Origin of the sequence: Shewanella indica (genome assembly GCF_033842865.1) — a bacterium.
GTDB lineage: Bacteria > Pseudomonadota > Gammaproteobacteria > Enterobacterales > Shewanellaceae > Shewanella > Shewanella indica.
The window spans coordinates 4,427,441-4,445,304 of record NZ_JAWXXR010000001.1 but is presented as its reverse complement, the minus strand read 5'-3'; the positions used below and the strand labels follow the sequence as shown (position 1 = coordinate 4,445,304).

The 17,864-nt window shown below is 53.7% G+C and carries 16 protein-coding genes; 6 read left to right on the top strand and 10 right to left on the bottom strand.

Annotated features, from left to right (window positions below):
• Positions 1 to 6: 6 nt before the first annotated feature.
• Entirely contained in the window at positions 7 to 423 is a 417-nt protein-coding gene (locus SIL79_RS19905; RefSeq protein WP_071476282.1) for a YbaY family lipoprotein, read from the top strand.
• 250 nt (positions 424 to 673) lie between these two features.
• Here the strand turns inward: SIL79_RS19905 and SIL79_RS19900 are convergent, their stop codons facing one another.
• The 8 genes from SIL79_RS19900 to dauA form a co-directional block, all read right to left on the bottom strand.
• On the bottom strand, positions 674 to 2,983 hold the full coding sequence (locus SIL79_RS19900; protein WP_162206763.1) for a toxin-antitoxin system YwqK family antitoxin: 2,310 nt from the start codon (positions 2,981 to 2,983) through the stop codon (positions 674 to 676).
• 55 nt (positions 2,984 to 3,038) lie between these two features.
• A complete protein-coding gene (locus SIL79_RS19895) occupies positions 3,039 to 4,259 on the bottom strand; it encodes a sensor domain-containing diguanylate cyclase (protein ID WP_162206764.1) in 1,221 nt (406 codons plus the stop codon).
• A gap of 68 nt (positions 4,260 to 4,327) precedes the next feature.
• Positions 4,328 to 5,407 (bottom strand): 5-(carboxyamino)imidazole ribonucleotide synthase, encoded by a 1,080-nt coding sequence (purK, locus tag SIL79_RS19890; protein WP_039033752.1) that lies wholly within the window; start codon positions 5,405 to 5,407, stop codon positions 4,328 to 4,330.
• 1 nt (position 5,408) lies between these two features.
• Positions 5,409 to 5,900, bottom strand: a complete 492-nt coding sequence (purE, locus tag SIL79_RS19885) for a 5-(carboxyamino)imidazole ribonucleotide mutase (protein ID WP_025010942.1) — start codon at positions 5,898 to 5,900, stop codon at positions 5,409 to 5,411.
• 241 nt (positions 5,901 to 6,141) lie between these two features.
• Positions 6,142 to 7,308: a PQQ-dependent sugar dehydrogenase gene (locus tag SIL79_RS19880; RefSeq protein WP_162206765.1), complete on the bottom strand. Its 1,167-nt coding sequence runs from the start codon at positions 7,306 to 7,308 to the stop codon at positions 6,142 to 6,144.
• A 98-nt stretch (positions 7,309 to 7,406) separates the two neighbouring features.
• Positions 7,407 to 8,798, bottom strand: a complete 1,392-nt coding sequence (locus tag SIL79_RS19875; protein WP_039033753.1) for an SPFH domain-containing protein — start codon at positions 8,796 to 8,798, stop codon at positions 7,407 to 7,409.
• Positions 8,799 to 8,808: 10 nt separating this feature from the next.
• Positions 8,809 to 9,894: an alpha/beta hydrolase gene (locus SIL79_RS19870; RefSeq protein ID WP_039033754.1), complete on the bottom strand. Its 1,086-nt coding sequence runs from the start codon at positions 9,892 to 9,894 to the stop codon at positions 8,809 to 8,811.
• A 232-nt stretch (positions 9,895 to 10,126) separates the two neighbouring features.
• Positions 10,127 to 11,914: a C4-dicarboxylic acid transporter DauA gene (gene dauA / locus SIL79_RS19865; protein ID WP_039033755.1), complete on the bottom strand. Its 1,788-nt coding sequence runs from the start codon at positions 11,912 to 11,914 to the stop codon at positions 10,127 to 10,129.
• Positions 11,915 to 12,236: 322 nt separating this feature from the next.
• Between dauA and SIL79_RS19860 the strand changes: the two genes are divergently transcribed.
• The 4 genes from SIL79_RS19860 (at position 12,237) to SIL79_RS19845 (ending at position 16,378) form a co-directional block, all read left to right on the top strand.
• A complete protein-coding gene (locus tag SIL79_RS19860) occupies positions 12,237 to 14,207 on the top strand; it encodes a vWA domain-containing protein (protein WP_052248017.1) in 1,971 nt (656 codons plus the stop codon).
• A gap of 119 nt (positions 14,208 to 14,326) precedes the next feature.
• Positions 14,327 to 14,905, top strand: a complete 579-nt coding sequence (locus SIL79_RS19855) for a sigma-70 family RNA polymerase sigma factor (RefSeq protein ID WP_039033756.1) — start codon at positions 14,327 to 14,329, stop codon at positions 14,903 to 14,905.
• Complete coding sequence (locus SIL79_RS19850) at positions 14,902 to 15,750, top strand: hypothetical protein (RefSeq protein ID WP_039033757.1); 849 nt, start codon at positions 14,902 to 14,904, stop codon at positions 15,748 to 15,750. The genes SIL79_RS19855 and SIL79_RS19850 overlap by 4 nt, the downstream gene beginning before the upstream one ends.
• Before the next feature lie 157 nt (positions 15,751 to 15,907).
• Positions 15,908 to 16,378, top strand: coding sequence for a cupin domain-containing protein (locus SIL79_RS19845; protein ID WP_039033758.1), 471 nt, complete (start codon positions 15,908 to 15,910; stop codon positions 16,376 to 16,378).
• A 205-nt stretch (positions 16,379 to 16,583) separates the two neighbouring features.
• On the opposite strand, the gene SIL79_RS19840 is transcribed toward SIL79_RS19845, so the two are convergent.
• The gene (locus SIL79_RS19840; RefSeq protein ID WP_052248018.1) at positions 16,584 to 17,006 is read right to left on the bottom strand and encodes a ribosomal maturation YjgA family protein; all 423 of its coding nucleotides are present in this window, start codon (positions 17,004 to 17,006) and stop codon (positions 16,584 to 16,586) included.
• Positions 17,003 to 17,341, bottom strand: coding sequence for a winged helix-turn-helix transcriptional regulator (locus SIL79_RS19835; protein WP_039033759.1), 339 nt, complete (start codon positions 17,339 to 17,341; stop codon positions 17,003 to 17,005). Before SIL79_RS19835 ends, SIL79_RS19840 begins: the two co-directional genes overlap by 4 nt.
• Before the next feature lie 206 nt (positions 17,342 to 17,547).
• On the opposite strand from SIL79_RS19835, the gene SIL79_RS19830 reads away from it, so the two are divergent.
• On the top strand, positions 17,548 to 17,862 hold the full coding sequence (locus tag SIL79_RS19830) for a monooxygenase (RefSeq protein ID WP_025010933.1): 315 nt from the start codon (positions 17,548 to 17,550) through the stop codon (positions 17,860 to 17,862).
• Positions 17,863 to 17,864 lie beyond the last annotated feature (2 nt).

The following is a 17,864-nucleotide window of genomic DNA, read 5'->3' as shown; positions in this document are numbered from 1 at the left end:
AGCAAGATGATTAAGTATGTGAAAGGACTGGTAATTGCTGCTGGGATAGTGTTTCTAGGCGGCTGTGTCACTGTTGACCCCAAAGCTCCTGTTATCGTCAACGGGGCCGCTGGTTACTTGGAAAGAGTGGCCTTGCCTCAAGGTTCCAGTATCACCATTGCCATCATAGACTTGGACACCCCCGGGGTAATCGTGGCACAAAAGAGCTTTGATATCGCCAGGGCGCCGGTGCCGTTCAAGTTTATTTTACCGACTGAAACCCTTGAGTCCGATGTCAACTATGGTGTGGTCGCCATGATCCAGTATCAGGGAAGGGTGATTTTCCAAACTTATGATAGATATCCGGTGATCAACAATGACAAGTTCACCACCGAAGTGTTGATGAAGGCGGTGCCAATACCTCAGTTGGAACAACAACCTTGATTATTTGATATTGGCGCTAGGATCCCTCTGTCGCGTGATGCCGTTTACTTTTGTAAGCGGCATTTTTATGGTTACGGATGAGGCCGGCTGGGGAAGGGGCTGTTTATTTCGGTAACCTGATATTAGCCGCTGCTATCAGGCTGGCTTACGACTCTAGCCTTGGCGACTTGTCTATTGAACCCATTTTCTCGCCAATAGATGCTGCCAAAATTCACAATCCCCAACTCTAGTCGCGAAACCGGGGGGGAGATTAACCATGGTGTTCAGTCTTTATCAGCTTGCCGAATTGGTCATAGAAGTTCCAGTCACCTGATTCGCGATTGCTGATATAGCTGCCTTCGGTACGCTTCTCACCATTGGTCCAGAAGGTCTGCCACAGTCCCTCTCTTCTGTCCCTGAGGAAGGTGCCTTTCTCGGCCAGCTTGCCGTTGTTGTGGAAGTAACTGGCTTCACCCTCTTTCTGCCCCTTGAGCCACTGTTCATGGCTCTGTGGTTTACCATTTTGGAAGTACTGGCTCAGTTTGCCATCGAGTTTGCCCTGCCTGTAGTTGGCTTGCTGCTTTAACTGACCGTTGCTGTAATACTGCTCTGACTTGCCGTGCAGTACATCGTCCTTGAACTCCTGACTGGCGGCGAGCATGCCATCTTCAAACCAGCTTTGCCACTGGCCGCTTTTGGCTCCTTTTAACAACTCGCCGGCCAGTTTCTGCTGCCCATTGTTGACATAGTACTCGCTGTAGTTGCCGCTCTTGTCGCCATTGGCATAGGTTTCCTTGCGATAAAGGATGCCCTTGAAGCTGTAGTGCTCGCGTGCGCCATGCAACTTGCCGAGCTGCCACTGGCTCTTGATCCTGACATTGCCCTCGGGGATGGTGCCGAAGGTAGGATCGTCCTCTTCGTAGCGGTAGTCTATCCAGCTACCTGTCTTCTTATTGTCCAGGTACTCCCCCGTAACCCGGCGGCGGCCATGGTAATACTCGGCATATTTGCCATTGAGTTTGCCTTTGACAAAGGTCTGCTCCCGGCTCTTGACCCCTTCGCGATACTGAATCCAGAGCCCGTCCTTGTCGCCGTTGAGATATGCGCCTTCCTCATTGGGATCGCCGTTGGCGTACCAGCGCTTGAAGGCGCCATCAAGCGGATAACGATAATCCTTGGCGGCCTTGTGTTTGGCATAGTGGGCTAACTCCCTGGGCTTGCCATTGTCGTAGAAGCTCTCATACTTGCCGACCCATTTACCGTCTATGACTTCGCCCTGTTCTTGCACTGTGCCATCTTCAAAGTAGCGGATGGACTTTCCGGTTTGCTTATCATGCTGATATTGCACCAGGCTGCGTTTTTCCCCGTTCGGAAAGTAACGGATAAAGTCGCCGTGACGTTTTCCCTGTTGCCATTGGCTGGACTCTTGCAAAACGCCGGCGCTGAAACGTTGATATAAGCCATCCAGCAGGCCCATGGTGAACTGGGACTTTTCCAGGGGTTTGCCGTCGATATCGAAACGTTCATACTTGCCATGGCGGGGATATTGACCGTTGTCGCTCAATTGGCTGTCGTGGAAGGTTTCCAGCTCGGCCAACTGGCCATTGGGATGAAAACGTTTCTGTATACCGGTTTGCAGGCCATTTTTGTAATGCTGCTCTATGACCAGCTTGCCTTCACTGTTGAAGTACTCCTGGTGGCCATCTTTTTCGCCGTCACTGAAGAGTTCATTGCCCAGCAGCACGCCTTTATCGTCGAAGGTTTGGCATGGGCCCTGGCGTTTATCTGCGCGGTAAGCACATTTGATTGCCAGTTCACCGCCGGGGTGATATTTCAGGCTTTCGCCGTCCCGTTCTCCGGCGCTGAAACGGGTTTCGCTCTCTTTGCTGCCATCATCAAAAAAGCTCTGCCAGACGCCCTGACGTTGGCCATTGGCATCGAATTGGCCCTTGACCTTGATTACCCCCTGGGCGTTTTGCTCCAGATACTCGCCAAAGAGTTGGTTGTTGGCATATTGCTGACTTTGGGCCAGGGTGCCGTTTTCATAGAAGCTCTGCCACTGGCCATGGCGCAGGTTATCGGTATAGGTTTCACTGGCCTTGAGTTTACCGCTGGCGTAGAAGCGCTTGACCAGCTCTTTGTTGCCGCTGCGGTAGAATACGCTTTCATTGAGGCGGCCATTGCTGTCGAAGGTTTGCCATTCCCCTTCCGGCACGCCCTTGTTGAACACCTGTAATTCGGTCATCTGGCCGCTGAGGTCATACATGCGCCAGCTGCCATTCTGATAACCCTGGAAATACTGACCCTCAATCAATTTGGCATTGTTGGGGTGAAATACCTGCCAGCGGCCATTGGGCAATCCTTGAGAGAAAGTCGCTTGGGTATAACCTTGGTTATCGCGAATGATGGAGATCTCACCATTGAGGGGCATGCCACTGGCCAGATTGTAATAATGAGGGATACCATCCTGCTGCCGGATTTCCACCATTAAGGAAGAGAGGTTTTGTGCCGCTTGTGCCTGTTGCAGCAAAGTCGATGTGCCCACGACCAACATTGTCATGATGGTGAGATGTTTATGCATAGCTTCTCCTTGTTACCGACTTCTGTAACCCCGTCATTGGGATCCGGTTCTTTATTTATTTGAGCTCACTCTTGCGGGCTTTTTTATATTGGTACATCTGGTTGTCTGCCAATCTGAGACTCTGCTCCACATCGCCATTGAAAGGTGCGATGCCAGCGCTGAAATACACGGCAACCTTATCGGTGGTCAGCTTGGTCTCGACTTGCCGTAAGCGTTCTCTGAGCCAAGTTTCATTGCCGTAGCAGAGCAGCACAAACTCATCGCCGCCAAAGCGGCTCACCAGTGCCGGTGTCGGAAAAGCGAGTTTCAGCTCGGTTGCCAAACGTTTGAGTGCAAAGTCACCGGCACCGTGCCCCAGACTATCATTGATTTTTTTCAGGTTATCCATATCCAGCAGCACCAGCATGCTTTCTATGTTGTTTTTGGGCTGCCACTTCTGGGTTTGCTCTTCAAAATACTTGCGATTGGCGAGCCCCGTCAGGCTGTCAAAGTTGGCCAATTGGTGGATCTGACGGGACTTTTGGTACAGGGCGATGGCATTGGCGGCTTCATGGGTCAAAATAGCCACCAGATCCCTGTCATAGCTGCTGAAGCTGGCAACTAATGAACTGTCGAGATTGAGCATGGCATAGAGTTTGCCATCTATATGGAGTGGGCTTGAAAGCGTCGCGCTAATGGGAGGGGCGGCTGCGTTTAACAATAATGTTTGAGCTTCAGGGCTCAGACCACTCTGGGCGTTGAGTTTGCGCATATCGTTGACTACAACTACCCGGTCGCAGCGGCCATTGGTCAACCTGTATGCGAAAGACTGCTCCAGGGTCATATTCAGCCGTTGCAATTTGGTCATATCCAGCCCAACAGCCGATTCAAAGTGCAGCTTATTACTGCCGGGTTTCACCAGTATGATAGAGCCCATTTCGGCGCCATCTATCATGGCGACTGCTTTACCCAGTAGGGCATTGAGGAAGGCGTGTTCGGTTTCGTATTGGCTGGAAAGATGCACCAACTCGAAGGTGGCTTCGTTGATACCCAGCACCTGTTCCAGGTGTCGCCACAGCCGGCCCAGGCGCCCTTGGTGGACAAAGTAGCCCAAACTATAGGCCATGAAATAGATGACAGAAACCCCAACCCACTGCAGCCAGGGAAGTTCTCCGGCTGGACTGGTGACCCAAAATAATAAGGCTATCAGTAGCAGCGGCAGTAACATAAGCAGCAGATGATAACGCAGATCCAATGTGTCTATCTTCTGCTTTTTGAGTCCGTTCTGATCCAACAAATCCTGAAAGCCCTAAAGTTATGCCTTGAACAGTCGTAAAAGGCGGGCAACCCTTGCCCGCCCGTTTTTCAGTCAAACTCTGCCTGTATCCATGAGAGTGGTGCCTGATACTGAGTCGGCATCCACTGCTTAAGCTGGCTGATGCTGTTTGCCAGCGCGTTTTTATCCAGTACCGACAAGTTCAGGTGGCCTACCTTACGGCCGGGGCGCACCTCTTTGTCATACCAGAATAGCTCGGCATTGGCCAGGCTCAGCCAACGGTCGTCCTTATCTATGCCTATCAGGTTGACCATTACACACTGGAAGTTAACCTGAGGCGTCATCAGTGGCAATTCGCACAGGGCCCGCAGGTGCAGCTGGAACTGATCCATATGAGTGCCTGCCTGAGTCCAGTGCCCTGAGTTGTGCACTCTTGGCGCCAGCTCATTGACCAGCAGGTGATCGCCCACCCGGAAACACTCCATCGCCATCACCCCAACATACTCCAGCTCATGCATTATACTGCTGAGCATAGTTTCGGCCTCGGCCTGCAATGGTTGCAACCGGGCCAAGGGGGCTATCGATGCCATCAGAATGCCATCTTGATGCAAATTGAGCGTTAAGGGATAAAAGAAGCACTCGCCGCTGCGGCTGCGAACCCCAACCAGAGACACTTCTTCATCGAAGGGGATCGCCTGCTCGGCAATCGCCTCATTACGCCAATCGGCTGGGATAGTGCTCGACTCGACCTGTTTCAGCCAGTGTTGTCCCTTGCCATCATAGCCGCCGGTGCGGCGTTTCAGTAGAACTCTTTCACCATATTTGTGATAAAGATCATTAACTTGGGTGTTTTCGTCCAGCAGTTCCCAAGGCGCAGTGGCCACCTTGAGCTGATCCAGCAGGGATTTTTGGGTGTATCTGTCGGCGAGGCGGCCAAATACCGGACCATTGATGAAATGACAGTGCTGCGATAATTGCAGGCTCAGGGGTGACTCGGGCCACTGCTCACGTTCGGCAGTAATAATATCTGTGTCTGTCAGCGGCAACTTTTCATCGCTTGGCGCCATGATATCCACCGGGCGGACATCTATCGCCAGCGGTTGGCCGGCATGACGCAACATGGCACCCAGTTGGCCATCGCCCAGTACCCAAACTCTCTTGTCAGCCATCTCAGTCTTCCCTCGGATCCGGATTATCCAGTACCGCGCGGGTCTGAGCTTCGCGGAAGGCTTCGAGGCGCTCGGCCAGTTGCGAGTCCTGAGTTGCCAGCATCTGGCAGGCCAGCAGGCCGGCATTGAATGCCCCGGCTGTCCCTATGGCCAGCGTTCCTACGGCAATCCCCTTGGGCATCTGCACTATCGACAACAGACTGTCCATGCCGCTGAGAGCCTTGCTTTGTACCGGCACGCCCAGTACAGGCAAGCGGGTTTTGGAAGCTATCATACCCGGCAGGTGAGCGGCGCCGCCGGCACCGCCTATGATGACCTTGTATCCTTTGTCTGCTGCTGATGCGGCAAATTCCATCAACTTGTCTGGGGTTCTATGGGCCGAAACCACTTCGACATGGTAGGGCACCTTGAGAGAATCCATGATCTCTGCGGCCGCTTCCATGGTGGGCCAATCACTCTTGGAACCCATTACAACAGCAACGAGGGCTTGCATGATAACTCCTTAACTACTGATTTTATTTATAATATTTTGCCTGTTTCCAGGTCGGGTACAGTAACGGACGGTGCAAACCAGTTCCATGCGTGCTCTGCGTGGGCTTACAGGCCTTGATAAAAGGCGTGGTTCGCAACGTCCTTAACCCGGCGTTGTTCCCAAGGCCGGGCGATAATGGCTGCAGATAATATCATGACAGGACGGCGCGCGCTGCCCTTGAACACTGTGTTTCGGACAAAAATCAGCCCGAATAAAAGATGCGATAGAGGCGGCCTTTGGCATCATCGGCTACCAGCAAGGAACCATCCGGTAACTGCAGTACATCGGCGGGGCGTCCGGATACGGTTTCGCCCTTGAGCCAGCCTTCGGCAAACACCTGAGGTTCACCGGCCTTGCCCTGTTTTATCGGCACGAAACGCACTCGATATCCCACCTTGCTGGACCGGTTCCAGGAGCCGTGCTCGGCAATAAAAATGCCGCCGTGATAGGCCCTGGGGAAGCTGTCGCCGCGATAGAAGGTCATCCCCAGCGCCGCTACATGGGCGCCCAGCTTGACTTCAGGTGGGCTGAAATCGGCGGGCTGCTTACCTTTGCCGAATTCAGGATCCAGGGTATCCCCTTGATGAACGTAGGGATAACCAAAATGTTGGCCGCGCTGACTCAAATGATTGAGCTCATCGGCTGGCATATCGTCTCCCATCATGTCGCGGCCATTATCGGTAAACCACAGCTGGCCACTGATAGGGTCGAAGTCGAAACCGACACTGTTGCGCACACCGGCGGCTTCGAGCCTCGGTTGTTTGCTTTGGAGATCCAGGCTGATTATTTTGCTGTAGTCGCTGCCGGCATCACAGATATTGCAAGGTGCGCCTATGGGTATATACAGGCGGCCGTCGGCGGCAAACTTGAGGTATTTCCAGCCGTGATGCTTATCTGTGGGTAAGTCATCATAAAAGATTCGGTAGCTCGGGGAAGCATTCTGACTCAGCTGCTGCTCGATATTATCGAAGGCAAGAATTTGGCTCACGGCGCCTACATAGAGAGTCTGGTCCCGAAAAGCCAGCCCGGAAGGCATATTGAGCCCGGAGGCGATCACTTTAACCCTGTCATGGCGGCCATCGGCATCTGTATCTATTGCGGCATAGACTTTACCTTCGCCGCGACTGCCGATAAAGAGTGTGCCCTGGCTGCCAAGCGCCATCTGGCGGGCATTGGCGACATTATCCAGATAGACTTCTATCTTAAAGCCCTGGGGCAGGCGGATATCCTTCAGTACCGATGGCGCTGAATTTTTAGCCAGTGCAGAGCCACTCACGGTAGCTGTCAACAAAGCTGCCGTCGAGAGAGCCGCTGCAAGCGAGATAGCGCGGCGCTGCGGGCGCAGTGAAACGGATGAGTGCTTAGACATAAGGCCTCCTTGCGGTTGGGCATATCAGTATGACCTGAAATGAAGGCGAATAAAAAGGGAGGCTAAGCCTCCCTAAAATTGACTTTCTAGCCAGCCTGTTATTTGGCGGATGCTTTACTGCCAAGGGTGGTGCTTTTTTCCATCAGTCCCAACGCCGACAAGCCGGTGATCACGTCCAGATTGGAGGTCATGCCGTTGCCGCCACTGCCGTTGATATAGTTCTTCGGCATATCCACCTTGAAGTTGGGCAGGTTCTGATACAGGGCGTTGGCTACATCCCGATTCAGCTCGGCCAGATACACTTTCTCATGAGCACCCAATGCCTTGTATTTCGCCGCCAGTACGTCGGCTTCGGCTATCCCTTTTTCACGGATCGCCTTGGCCTCAAACATGGCCGAGGCCGAGTTGGCTTTCTGGATCTCCAGGTTGGCCTGGGCGATTTCCAGCTCCTTGGCCTTGCTCAGGGTAGCGATATCTTTCTTCTTGCGTTCTTCCACCAGTTCACGCTCGGCGATTTGCCGCGCCACTTCAACCTCTTTTTGCTGGGCAATAACCGCCAGCTCCTTGGCACGCTGGGCATCCTGTACTTCGCGGGTACGCTGGATCTCTTTGCGCAGCTGCTCCGTCTTGGCCTGGGCCTTGGAGGTTTCCTGCTCTTGAATGGTACGGATCCGTTCGGCAACCAGTTTTTTCTTGTCGGTCAATAGCTTGTCCAGTTGATCTTCCGGCTTGGGATCGCCGATAGTGACCTGGGTGACCGTGATTCCATAATGTTTTAGCGGGTTATCCTGACGTACCGGATTACCGCTCTTGTCGGTAATAGGCACTGTCTTCCACACCAATTGCTTGGTGGCTTGCAGCTTGTTGGAATCTTCCTGATCGAAGCCCACCGGCACCAGATCCACCTGCTCGACTTCAACCTGGCGTCGCTCAGTGGTATAGATACCGTTGCTGAGCTGATCCGACAGTTGTGCCTTGAACTGATTGAGGCCGCCCTGGAAAAACTCCTCGCCGGTATATTGGGTTGAGGTGATCACAGTGACGTTGCGGGCGTTTTTGATCAACATGGTGTCAATCAGGTTGTCGTTGGAGCGAAACTCCCGATGCATGGTCTTGAGCTGCTCGGGATCATAAGACAGCTTAAAGCGGAAAGTGGCCGGTACCTGGCCTGTGTAGGTATCGGCAAAACGTACCTGCAGCGCCGGCAGACGTTGGTAGAATACCTCGCCCTGGTTGTTGCCAAAGGAGACGGTAACGACCTGATCATAGCGGGTTATTTTCGACAGAAACGGCATGCGAAAGTGGATGCCGGGCTCGGTGAACACATCCAAAGAGCCGGTAACATTGTTCTGATGCACATAGGTGTAACCGGCATCTGTCATCAATACTGAGCTTTGGGCAATACCCAGGGCCGCCAATATGCCCACCCCTATCAGAATGCGCTTGGGGGTAAAATAGGATTTAAAACCTGAGGTACTTTTCAGTTCCATCTAATCTTCCTTAATTGAGTTCCAATACGAAATTGACATAATCCGGGTATTTCTGCTGCCAGGCATCATCAAAGAAATGTCCGCCCTGATGCGGTTTGAGCTGCAGTTGATTATCCGGGCTAAAAAATTGTTCCAGCTGTTTATCCAGCGCCAGATTACTGCTGTGTTCCTGTTCGCCGTATGAGATGACCAGTCGCTTACCGGCGGGGGCCGAAGTTTTGAGCTCGGTTTGCATGCCGCCTGCAGACAATAGCAGGGCGCCGACATAATCATTCGGGTGTTTGGCCAGCAGGTGAGCGCTGTGAAGGGCACCCTGGGAAAAGCCCATCAGTGCTACTTTCTGCTTGTTGACAGGGCTGGTCTTTGCCGCCAGGGCTAAAGCCTGCTGCACCGCCCGGTGACTGGACTCGGTTTCGGTTCTGGCCCAGCGGAAGCTGTGCTCATTGAGCTTTTCCGTGCCGTTGATGCCGATAAATATTGCCCGTTCACTCGTCAGCAGTTCGGCCATATGGGTGCTGTTGCTGCCTTCTGTGCCATAGCCGGATAACCAGACCAGCACAGGCCAGCCACCTTCAGGGGCTGTCCCATGAGGGTGGTGGATATAAGCTGTACCGGCATCTTTTGCATGCTGAGGATAACGACGTTTAACCTTTTCCAGCACGGCGCGGTACTCATCCGAGTCTCTGATGGCGTTAAGTTCTTCGTCTTCCTCAAGCATTATCTTTTGCCACAGGCCGCGGCTGTCGGCCAGTTGCAGCATTTCGATAGCCTGGTCTTTAAGTTCCAGCATTGCCAGAGTACCGGCGGCTTGATAGGGCGCCCAGATATTGCTGCTATCGCGTTCTGTGGCCATTAGGTAATAGGCGAGGGCACCGGCGTAGTTGTTGTAGCGGCTTTTTTCATTATCTCCTTGGGCGATGAAGTCTTCCGCGTTGGCTTGACTCAGATACAGGTTGGCTATCGGGCTAAGTGTTTGCCAGCGGATCTCCGCTTCTGTTTTATCCTCATTAGCCTGCGCCAGTTGGCTCAGGCTGAATAGTCCCAGCCCGGCAACCAGCTTTAACAGGTTACAGAGCTTTGTTTGTTTTGCTTGCATTCCCAGTCCTTTGCAATGTACGGCGGCAAATCAATATTGCGCCTTTTTTATCCTGTGCTTTTTAATCAACGCCCTTTTTATCAGCGCGCATACTAGCAGATTGGCTTAAGTGGGGGGGATAGCCAATCTCTTACAATTGTGTCAGTAGTTTGCGATGGTTATTACTTTGGCGGGATAAGCGAGCGCCCGGATAAGACCGGGCGCGTGAAGGTATAATCAATGCTCAATAGTGCTATTGTGCCGGTTTGATATGGGCGGCTTCTGCGCTAGTTTGACCATCTATGCTGAGCGGCACCTGTTCTTCAATTAGCTCTCTCAAAGTGGGATAGAACTTGAGCACACCTTCGATAGGCTGAACCTTGGCCTTGGCCAGGGTCCGGATTGGCTGGAATTGCAGATCGGCGACCAGCAAACGGGTATCGTTACTTTGGCATTTGCGTATCAGCTTGTTCAACGCCGCCATACCACCGGCATCGAGAATGGACACCCCATCCATATAGAGCACGATTGTCTGTTTATCCTGAGTCATCTGCGCGATTTCAGCAAAGATGCGCTCCGCCGCGGCAAAAAACAGTGGGCCATTAATCTTAAGTACTACCCAATCGTCCGGTAGTGGCCGGTCAATATAACGTTTATTGTGGCTGATATCGTAGAGGCGGGTCATCTCGGCGATCTCTTTCATAAACAGCAGGGCCGCCAGCATGATCCCGAAAGAGATGGCGATCACCATGTCGAACGCTACCGTCAGAAAAAAGCAGCTTAAAAATACCCAGATATCGCTGCGCGGCGCGGTTTTCAGCAGTTGCCAGGCCTTGGGAGCTTCGCTCATGTTCCAGGCTACAACCAGCAATAAGGCCGCCATGGCCGCCATCGGCAGGAAGGACAGTAAGCCGGCCAGCGCCACCAGCCCCAGGAGTACTACCAGGGAGTGGATAATCGCCGATACCGGGCTAAAGGCACCGGCCTTGACGTTGGCCGCGCTGCGGGCGATGGCAGCTGTAGCCGTGATACCGCCAAAGAAAGGGGCCACTATATTACCTATCCCCTGACCAAGCAGCTCACTGTTGGCGCTGTGACGCTTACCTGTCATGCCATCGAGCACTACGGCGCACAGCAGGGATTCGATGGCGCCCAACATGGCGATGGCAAAGGCGGCTGGGGCCAGGGCTTTTACCATCTGCCAGGAAAGCCCCAGAGGTTCACCATCCGGCCCGGGCTGCAACCAAGGCCACTCAAAGTTTGGCAGGAAGGGGGGAATACCATTGCCCTGGCTGCCGTCGGGCAGCAGATAATGGAAGCGGCTGCCTATGGTTTCTACCTCTTGCCCAAAGCTGCCGAGCAGCAGTGCCAGTAGACTGCCGATAATGATGGCCGGCAGATGCGCCGGTACCGGCAATTTCAGTTTTGGCCACAACAGCATCACAGCCAGAGTGACCAATGCGACCACTAAGCTGGGAAAATCGGTTTGTGGCAGTGCCAGTACCAGTACCTGCAGCTTTTCACCAAACTGCTCCGGCATGCTGTCTATCGGGAGGCCGAAGAAGTCTTTCAGCTGTAGAACTGCAATGACTACCCCTATCCCGGCGGTAAAGCCCAGCGTCACCGACTGGGGAATATATTGGATCAGGCGACCAAGGCGCAGCAGCGCCATGGCTATCAGAATCCCCCCTGACATCATCCCCGCCATCAACAGACCGGCGAGGCCAAACTCCTGAGCTATGGGATAAAGCAGCACCACAAAGGCCGCGGTTGGGCCAGAGATTGAGTAGCGTGAGCCGCCGGTAAGGGCGATGATAAAGCCGCCTATGATAGCGGTATAGAGACCATATTGAGGGGCAACACCACTGGCTATAGCCAAAGCCATAGCCAATGGAATGGCGATGATCCCCACTGTGACCCCGGCCATCAGATCCTGGCCAAAGTGTTTACCACTATAGCCTTCCTTGGCGATGACTTCACGCAGGGCATGGCCTAGGCGCAAAGAAAAAAGTTGGGTTCTGAAATTGCTTATGTGAGGCACGTCGACAGGGCTCCAGAAAATCGAACCGGCTTGTGGCCGGAAAAAAAGAGCCGTTATTTTAGGCTTCTGTAAACCCGCCTTGTGTGACGTGTGGCTCAAAAGCTAAATTTTAAGCTTTTTTTTGGGGTAAAAGTGTGTTTGGTCGAAAGCAATTCGGTTTTTCACGTTTGCTCTTCTCTTTTTATCTGCCTTGGTCGCTTGGCGTTTCTTAGCCATCATTCACCAGTGCTTTGGCTTATTTGCAAGATTTATTGTGGGTTCGATAACCCTTTTGCTTCTGCTGCCCGTTTGCAATAACAACAGCCGAATAAGGAGAAATGTTATGAAGGCGACAATGTTGCCTGGCAAATGCAAGGTGAGTACCAAAGGGAAGATGGGGATAAATCAAAGCGCCGCCATTGCCGGGCGCCAATATCATCTTAGCCTGTTGGCCATTCTAGTTGGCAGTTTGTGGCTGACTGCCTGTCAGCCACAGCAGTCCCATGAACTACCCAAGGTAGCCAATCAAGCGAGCGAGGCTCAGTCCTCTGAGGTTGAAACTACTGTGCTGCCAAGCAAAGACCCCGGGCGGGATATCGCGAATGCTATAACCCATGCGCAAGCTCAGAAGTTAGCCGTCAGCGGCGCTGCATCGTCACGGACTTTGTACCAGCCGAGTGTCCAGCCAAGAAGTTTGAGCGTGCCTGCTGAATTGACTCTGGCGGATGTGAATTATCCCAGCGCCACTGTGCTTGCCAATGGCTCGGAGGTGTATATCGCCAACGGCATCATGGTGGCGGGCGAAACACCGTTATCGACCTTTTCCGTCGATGTGGACAGTGGCAGTTACAGCCTGATGCGGCGCAGTATCAACCTGGGAGCATTGCCAGCCAAGGGCACAGTGAGAGTTGAGGAATTGATTAACTATTTCGACTACAACTACCCACAGCCGGACAAAGGCGAGCCTTTCTCCATCAGTACTGAGCTGGCACCGTCGCCTTACAATGAAGGCAAGATGTTGCTGCGTATCGGGCTTAAGGGTTATGAAGTGCCTGCCAGTCAGATAGGCGCCGCCAACCTGGTGTTCTTAATGGATGTTTCCGGCTCCATGTCATCGCAGGACAAGTTGCCGCTGCTGAAATCGGCCATCAAAATGCTCAGCGATACGCTCACCTCACAGGACAAGGTGTCGATAGTTGTCTATGCCGGTGAGGCCGGCGTCGTACTGGACGGTATCAATGGTGCCGATAAAGAGAGCCTAGACGCCGCTTTGGCTGAGCTTAAGGCCGCCGGCGGCACCAATGGCGGCGAAGGCATCCAAACAGCTTACCGTTTGGCCCGCAAGCACTTTATCAGTGGCGGGGTAAATCGGGTTCTGCTGGCCACCGATGGCGACTTCAATGTGGGTCTGACCAGCAGGCTGGAGCTGCTGGCACTGGTTGAACAACAAAAGCAGCAGGGGATTGGCCTGACGACTCTGGGGTTTGGCCTAGGCAACTACCGCGACAGTATGTTGGAGCAGTTGGCGGATAAGGGTAATGGCCAATACGCTTATATCGATACCTTGAGCGAGGCCCGTAAAATTCTGGTGGAGCAGCGTAGCGGTACCCTGCTGACCATAGCGTCGGATGTCAAAGTGCAGCTCGAGTTCAACCCGGCGCTGGTGGCCGAGTATCGCCTCATCGGCTATGAAAACCGCGCCCTCAAGCGGGAGGATTTCAACAACGATAAGGTCGACGCCGCCGAAATGGGCGCCGGACATGCGGTGACGGCCCTATATGAGCTCAGCCTTACGGATTCACATAACCTGGCCAACGATGCATTGCGCTATGGTCGCGACCCTGTCAGCGGCAAGGAAAAATACAGCCGTGAAGAGCTTGGCTATCTGAAACTGCGAGCCAAACCGCCCTTGAGTGACAGTAGCAAAGACAGTAAGAGCCAGCTTTATACTCACGGCATTCGCCTGGATTCTGCCCACAAGTCGCTTGCGCTCGCCAGTGATGATCTGCGTTTCGCCGCGGCGGTAGCCGGGCTTGGGCAACTGCTTAACGGCTCAGTGTATCTGCATGACTTTGACTGGCGCCGGGTCGCCGAGCTTGCCGATTCGGCCAAGGGCGAAGACCCATACGGTTATCGACATGAGTTTGTCAGCCTGGCTCGCAGCGCCGCGCTGTTGGCCGGGCAAGGCGCGCTTAAGCCCGGACGCAAAGTCGTGGCAGATAAAACCAGAGCCGAACCTATGTCCGAACCTATGTTTGAACCTATGCCGGCCGACGGATTTAAACCACTGGAACAGGGGCGTAGGCAAAACTGAGATCCAGAGTCGCGCCAGCGGGCTTTACAGCCCAATGGTGTAGAGGCAAACTCTCATCCCAATAACCAATTAAGCTGCCGGTCAGGAGAGAGAATTTGGAACAGCAAAGGCAGACGGGAATGCCAAGTGGAGAGGATGAGACCTGGATGCTGGCTTATGCCGCCGGGGATGCCCAAGCTTTTGAGCGCCTCTATCTTAAACACAAGGGCGGACTCTACCGGTATTTTGTCCGTCAGTTAAGTGACATGGCCTTGGCTGAAGACTTGTATCAGGAAACCTGGAGCCGGGTGATCAAGGCGGCGCAGAGTTATCAACCCAGCGCCAAGTTTACTACCTGGCTGTACCGGATAGCTCATAACCTGCTGATTGACCATGTGCGGGCGGTTAAACCGGTCGACAGTCTCAGCATAGTTGAGGATGAGCCGGATGCGCAGGCCAATCTGCTGGGCCCACAAACCGCCGAGCCGGATAGCGAACTGCTGCGAGGTCGTCAGGTCGCCTGGCTCAAGGAGTGCATCGGCCTCTTGCCCCAGGTGCAGAAGGAAGCCTTCTTGCTAAATCAGGAGTCCGGGCTGACGGCGCAACTGATCAGCGAAGTGGTCGGGGCAACGCTGGAGGCCACCAAGAGCCGGATACGTTATGCCTATCAGAGCCTGCGTGACTGTTTGGGGCGCAAGACCCAGGAGAGCATTGAATGACAGAGAACAAACGCGATGATGCTGCCACACCAGAGTCGCAGATAGATGCGCTCTATCGTGAAGGTGCTGTCGAGCAGCCGCCTCTGGCCTTGGATCAGCACATTCTGCAGCAGGCGAGGGACAACTGCCGTCAAGCGCCAGAGGTGATCCGTCCGGCACCCGGTTTCTGGCAAAAGCACAGATATGGCCTATCCGCAGCGGCTTCTGTGATGCTGGTGGCAGGGTTGTTTATTCTGAATCCCGAACTGCGAAACGCATCGGCGCCGCAGCTCAGTGCTCCGGCTAATCTGGAAATCAGCCCGCAGCCAGATAGCGCTGAAGATGCGGCGCAGCCCGCCAGAGTTGAGCCGATGGCGGCGCCGCAGTCCATGGCCGCCAAGCGAGCGGCACCTCAGGAACAGGCTGTTCAGCAACAGGATATGCATCTTCAAGAAAGCGCTGCTGCCAAGAATCGCGCCGTGGCAGAACAGAGTGTGCAGCAAAGAGCGGGAATGGCCCCCAGGCAGCAGCAAGCTCTGGCCGCGCAGCCAAGTGATATCGACGGCCGATTGGATCTGCTGACAAGTACCATCGAAGCCGGTGAACTTGAGCAGGCGGCAGTGCTGGTACGAGGCATAGTTGCAGATTATCAACTGACGCTGCCGGATGCTTTAGCCAAGGCCTTGAGCCTAAATGAAGCGGCTCAGGTGAAAGAAGCGGCCCAGCAGCAACTGAAGCAGCAGTCCTTTATCCATCAGGCTACGGCGCCCGAGAATGCGCAAGCGCTTAATCGCGAGCAGAGCGAGCGCTGGCAAGCCTTGCTTGAGCGTCTCGAGCAGAGTCTCGAAGTCAAAGAGAATCACTGAGACTAAAGATTGAGCTTAAAAGAGAGTGACTGAGTTTAAATATAGTGACGGGGCTTAAAAAGAGTTACGGGCTTAAAAAAAGTTACCGGGAAGTCAGTCAGTTTCAATCCATCACAGGGCAGGGAGCCTGCCCTTATTTTAATAACAGGAGTTTTTTATGTTGACCGCCGATGATGTTATCCAGGCACTCGAGCTTGAGCCCCATGTTGAGGGCGGGTATTTCGGTCGTTCATTCGTTTCGGACAGTCACTATGATGACAGCCGTAACCTGTGGACCAGCATCTACTTTATGCTCAAGACGGGGGAAGTGTCCCACCTGCATCAACTGACGGCCGATGAGATGTGGTACTTCCACAGTGGCGAGTCGCTGACCATATATATGCTCTCAGAGCAGGGTGAGCTGACCGAGGCGCAACTCGGGATGGACTTGGCCAAAGGTGAGCGGCCACAGGTCTTGGTGCCCAAAGGCACTATTTTTGGTTCGGCAATGAATAATCCGGGCTATTCGCTGGTAGGTTGTATGGTGGCACCTGGCTTTACTTTCGATGACTTCAAGCTGTTCGGCCGTAATGAACTGCTCGAGCGTTTCCCTCAGCATCAGGTGTTGATAAACCGCCTGACCCGCTAGCGAGCGTTACAAGGTTTAAGCTTATTTTGAGCCGTGATTTTTAAACCGCCTTTTTGAACCGTCAAATCCACGGGGGGCAGCTGCCAACCTGCTCCCGGTCTTTTAGCCCGATTTAGCGGGTAATTCTCAGCCCAATGCCGCCCAGGTGGTGCTGATATTGGCCTAAGCCGGGGAGCAAGCACCGAAACTGAGTTTTATTCAGGGGTTATTCCCGGGCACTTTGAGCTTGTCTCTTCCCCGGGAAAGGTAGCGCAAGGGAGCCCGGGAGTAACAGCAAACAACCCAGGCTGTATGCCAGCAGATCCAGCCAGTCGAAGTGGCTGCCGATAACGATTCGTGCTAGGCGAATATGGCCCAGCCCCAGCTTATCCACCAAGCCAAAGGCCTGACCAAACTCTATGGCGAAGGCAAATGCCAGCACCAAGGGAAGCAGCAACCGACTTGTCCAAGGGGTAAGAGTTTTAAGGGCGCAAAACATCAATATTACTACCAGCAGATCGCCGATAAACCCGCGGATGAAGCCGGGCGGGGCGTAGCGGGCTATCAATATTTCAGTACCGAATAATAAAAGCGTGGCCAAGGCAAAATGCCAGCGCTTCATGCCATCGAGCCAGGGCACAGGTTTCATTGGGCCTCTCCCGTCAGCAAGTCGGCGTTTTGCTCGGCAAAAAGGTGCATCTGCTCCAGCAGCGGCAACAGTGCCATTCCAAGCGGACTGAGACGATAGTCGACCCTGGGCGGCACTTCAGGGTAGAGAGTACGGGTGAGTACGCCGTCTTGCTCCAGCTCCTTTAGCTGAGCGGTCAGCACTTTTTGACTGACACCGGGTAGATGCCGTTTTAAGTAGCTGAAGCGCTGTGGCTGCTGTTGCAGCAGGAACAGAATGGCGGGTTTCCATTTGCCGCAGATCAGCCGCAGAACCTGATAGGCCGGGCAGAGAGGGGCTTGCTGATTGAGTGTCATAAGGCTGGGCGCAAGTTACTTTAGGGTAACTATGCCACCAATTTGTGCCTCCTTGTAGCGAACGCGCCGCAGTTTTATGATTTCATAAGGAAGGTTCTCATGCTGCTATCTGCCAAGCGAGCAGCATTAACAGTGACAGGCATTCAAGGCCAATCACTTGTTTGCATCTTCCCTGACATTAATCCGCAAACCAAGGGGAGGGTTGAATGACCACTCTATTGCAAATTGATTTTGAATTTCCCGCCGAAATGATGGGCGATGCCCTGACTGAGCAGGCCAAACCTCTGGCCGAGTCCATTACCCGGGAGCCGGGTTTCATTGCCAAAATCTGGACCGAAAACCCACGCAGCGGCGAGGCCGGTGGCATCTATCTGTTTGAAGATGAAGCCAGCGCCGAAGCTTACGCCTGCATGCACTCACAACGAGTGGCGGCCATGGGCGCCCACAACATACGCATCAGGCTGTTCGATGTGAATGAATCCTTGAGCAAAATTACCCACGGCTGGCCGCTATCAGTTTGATT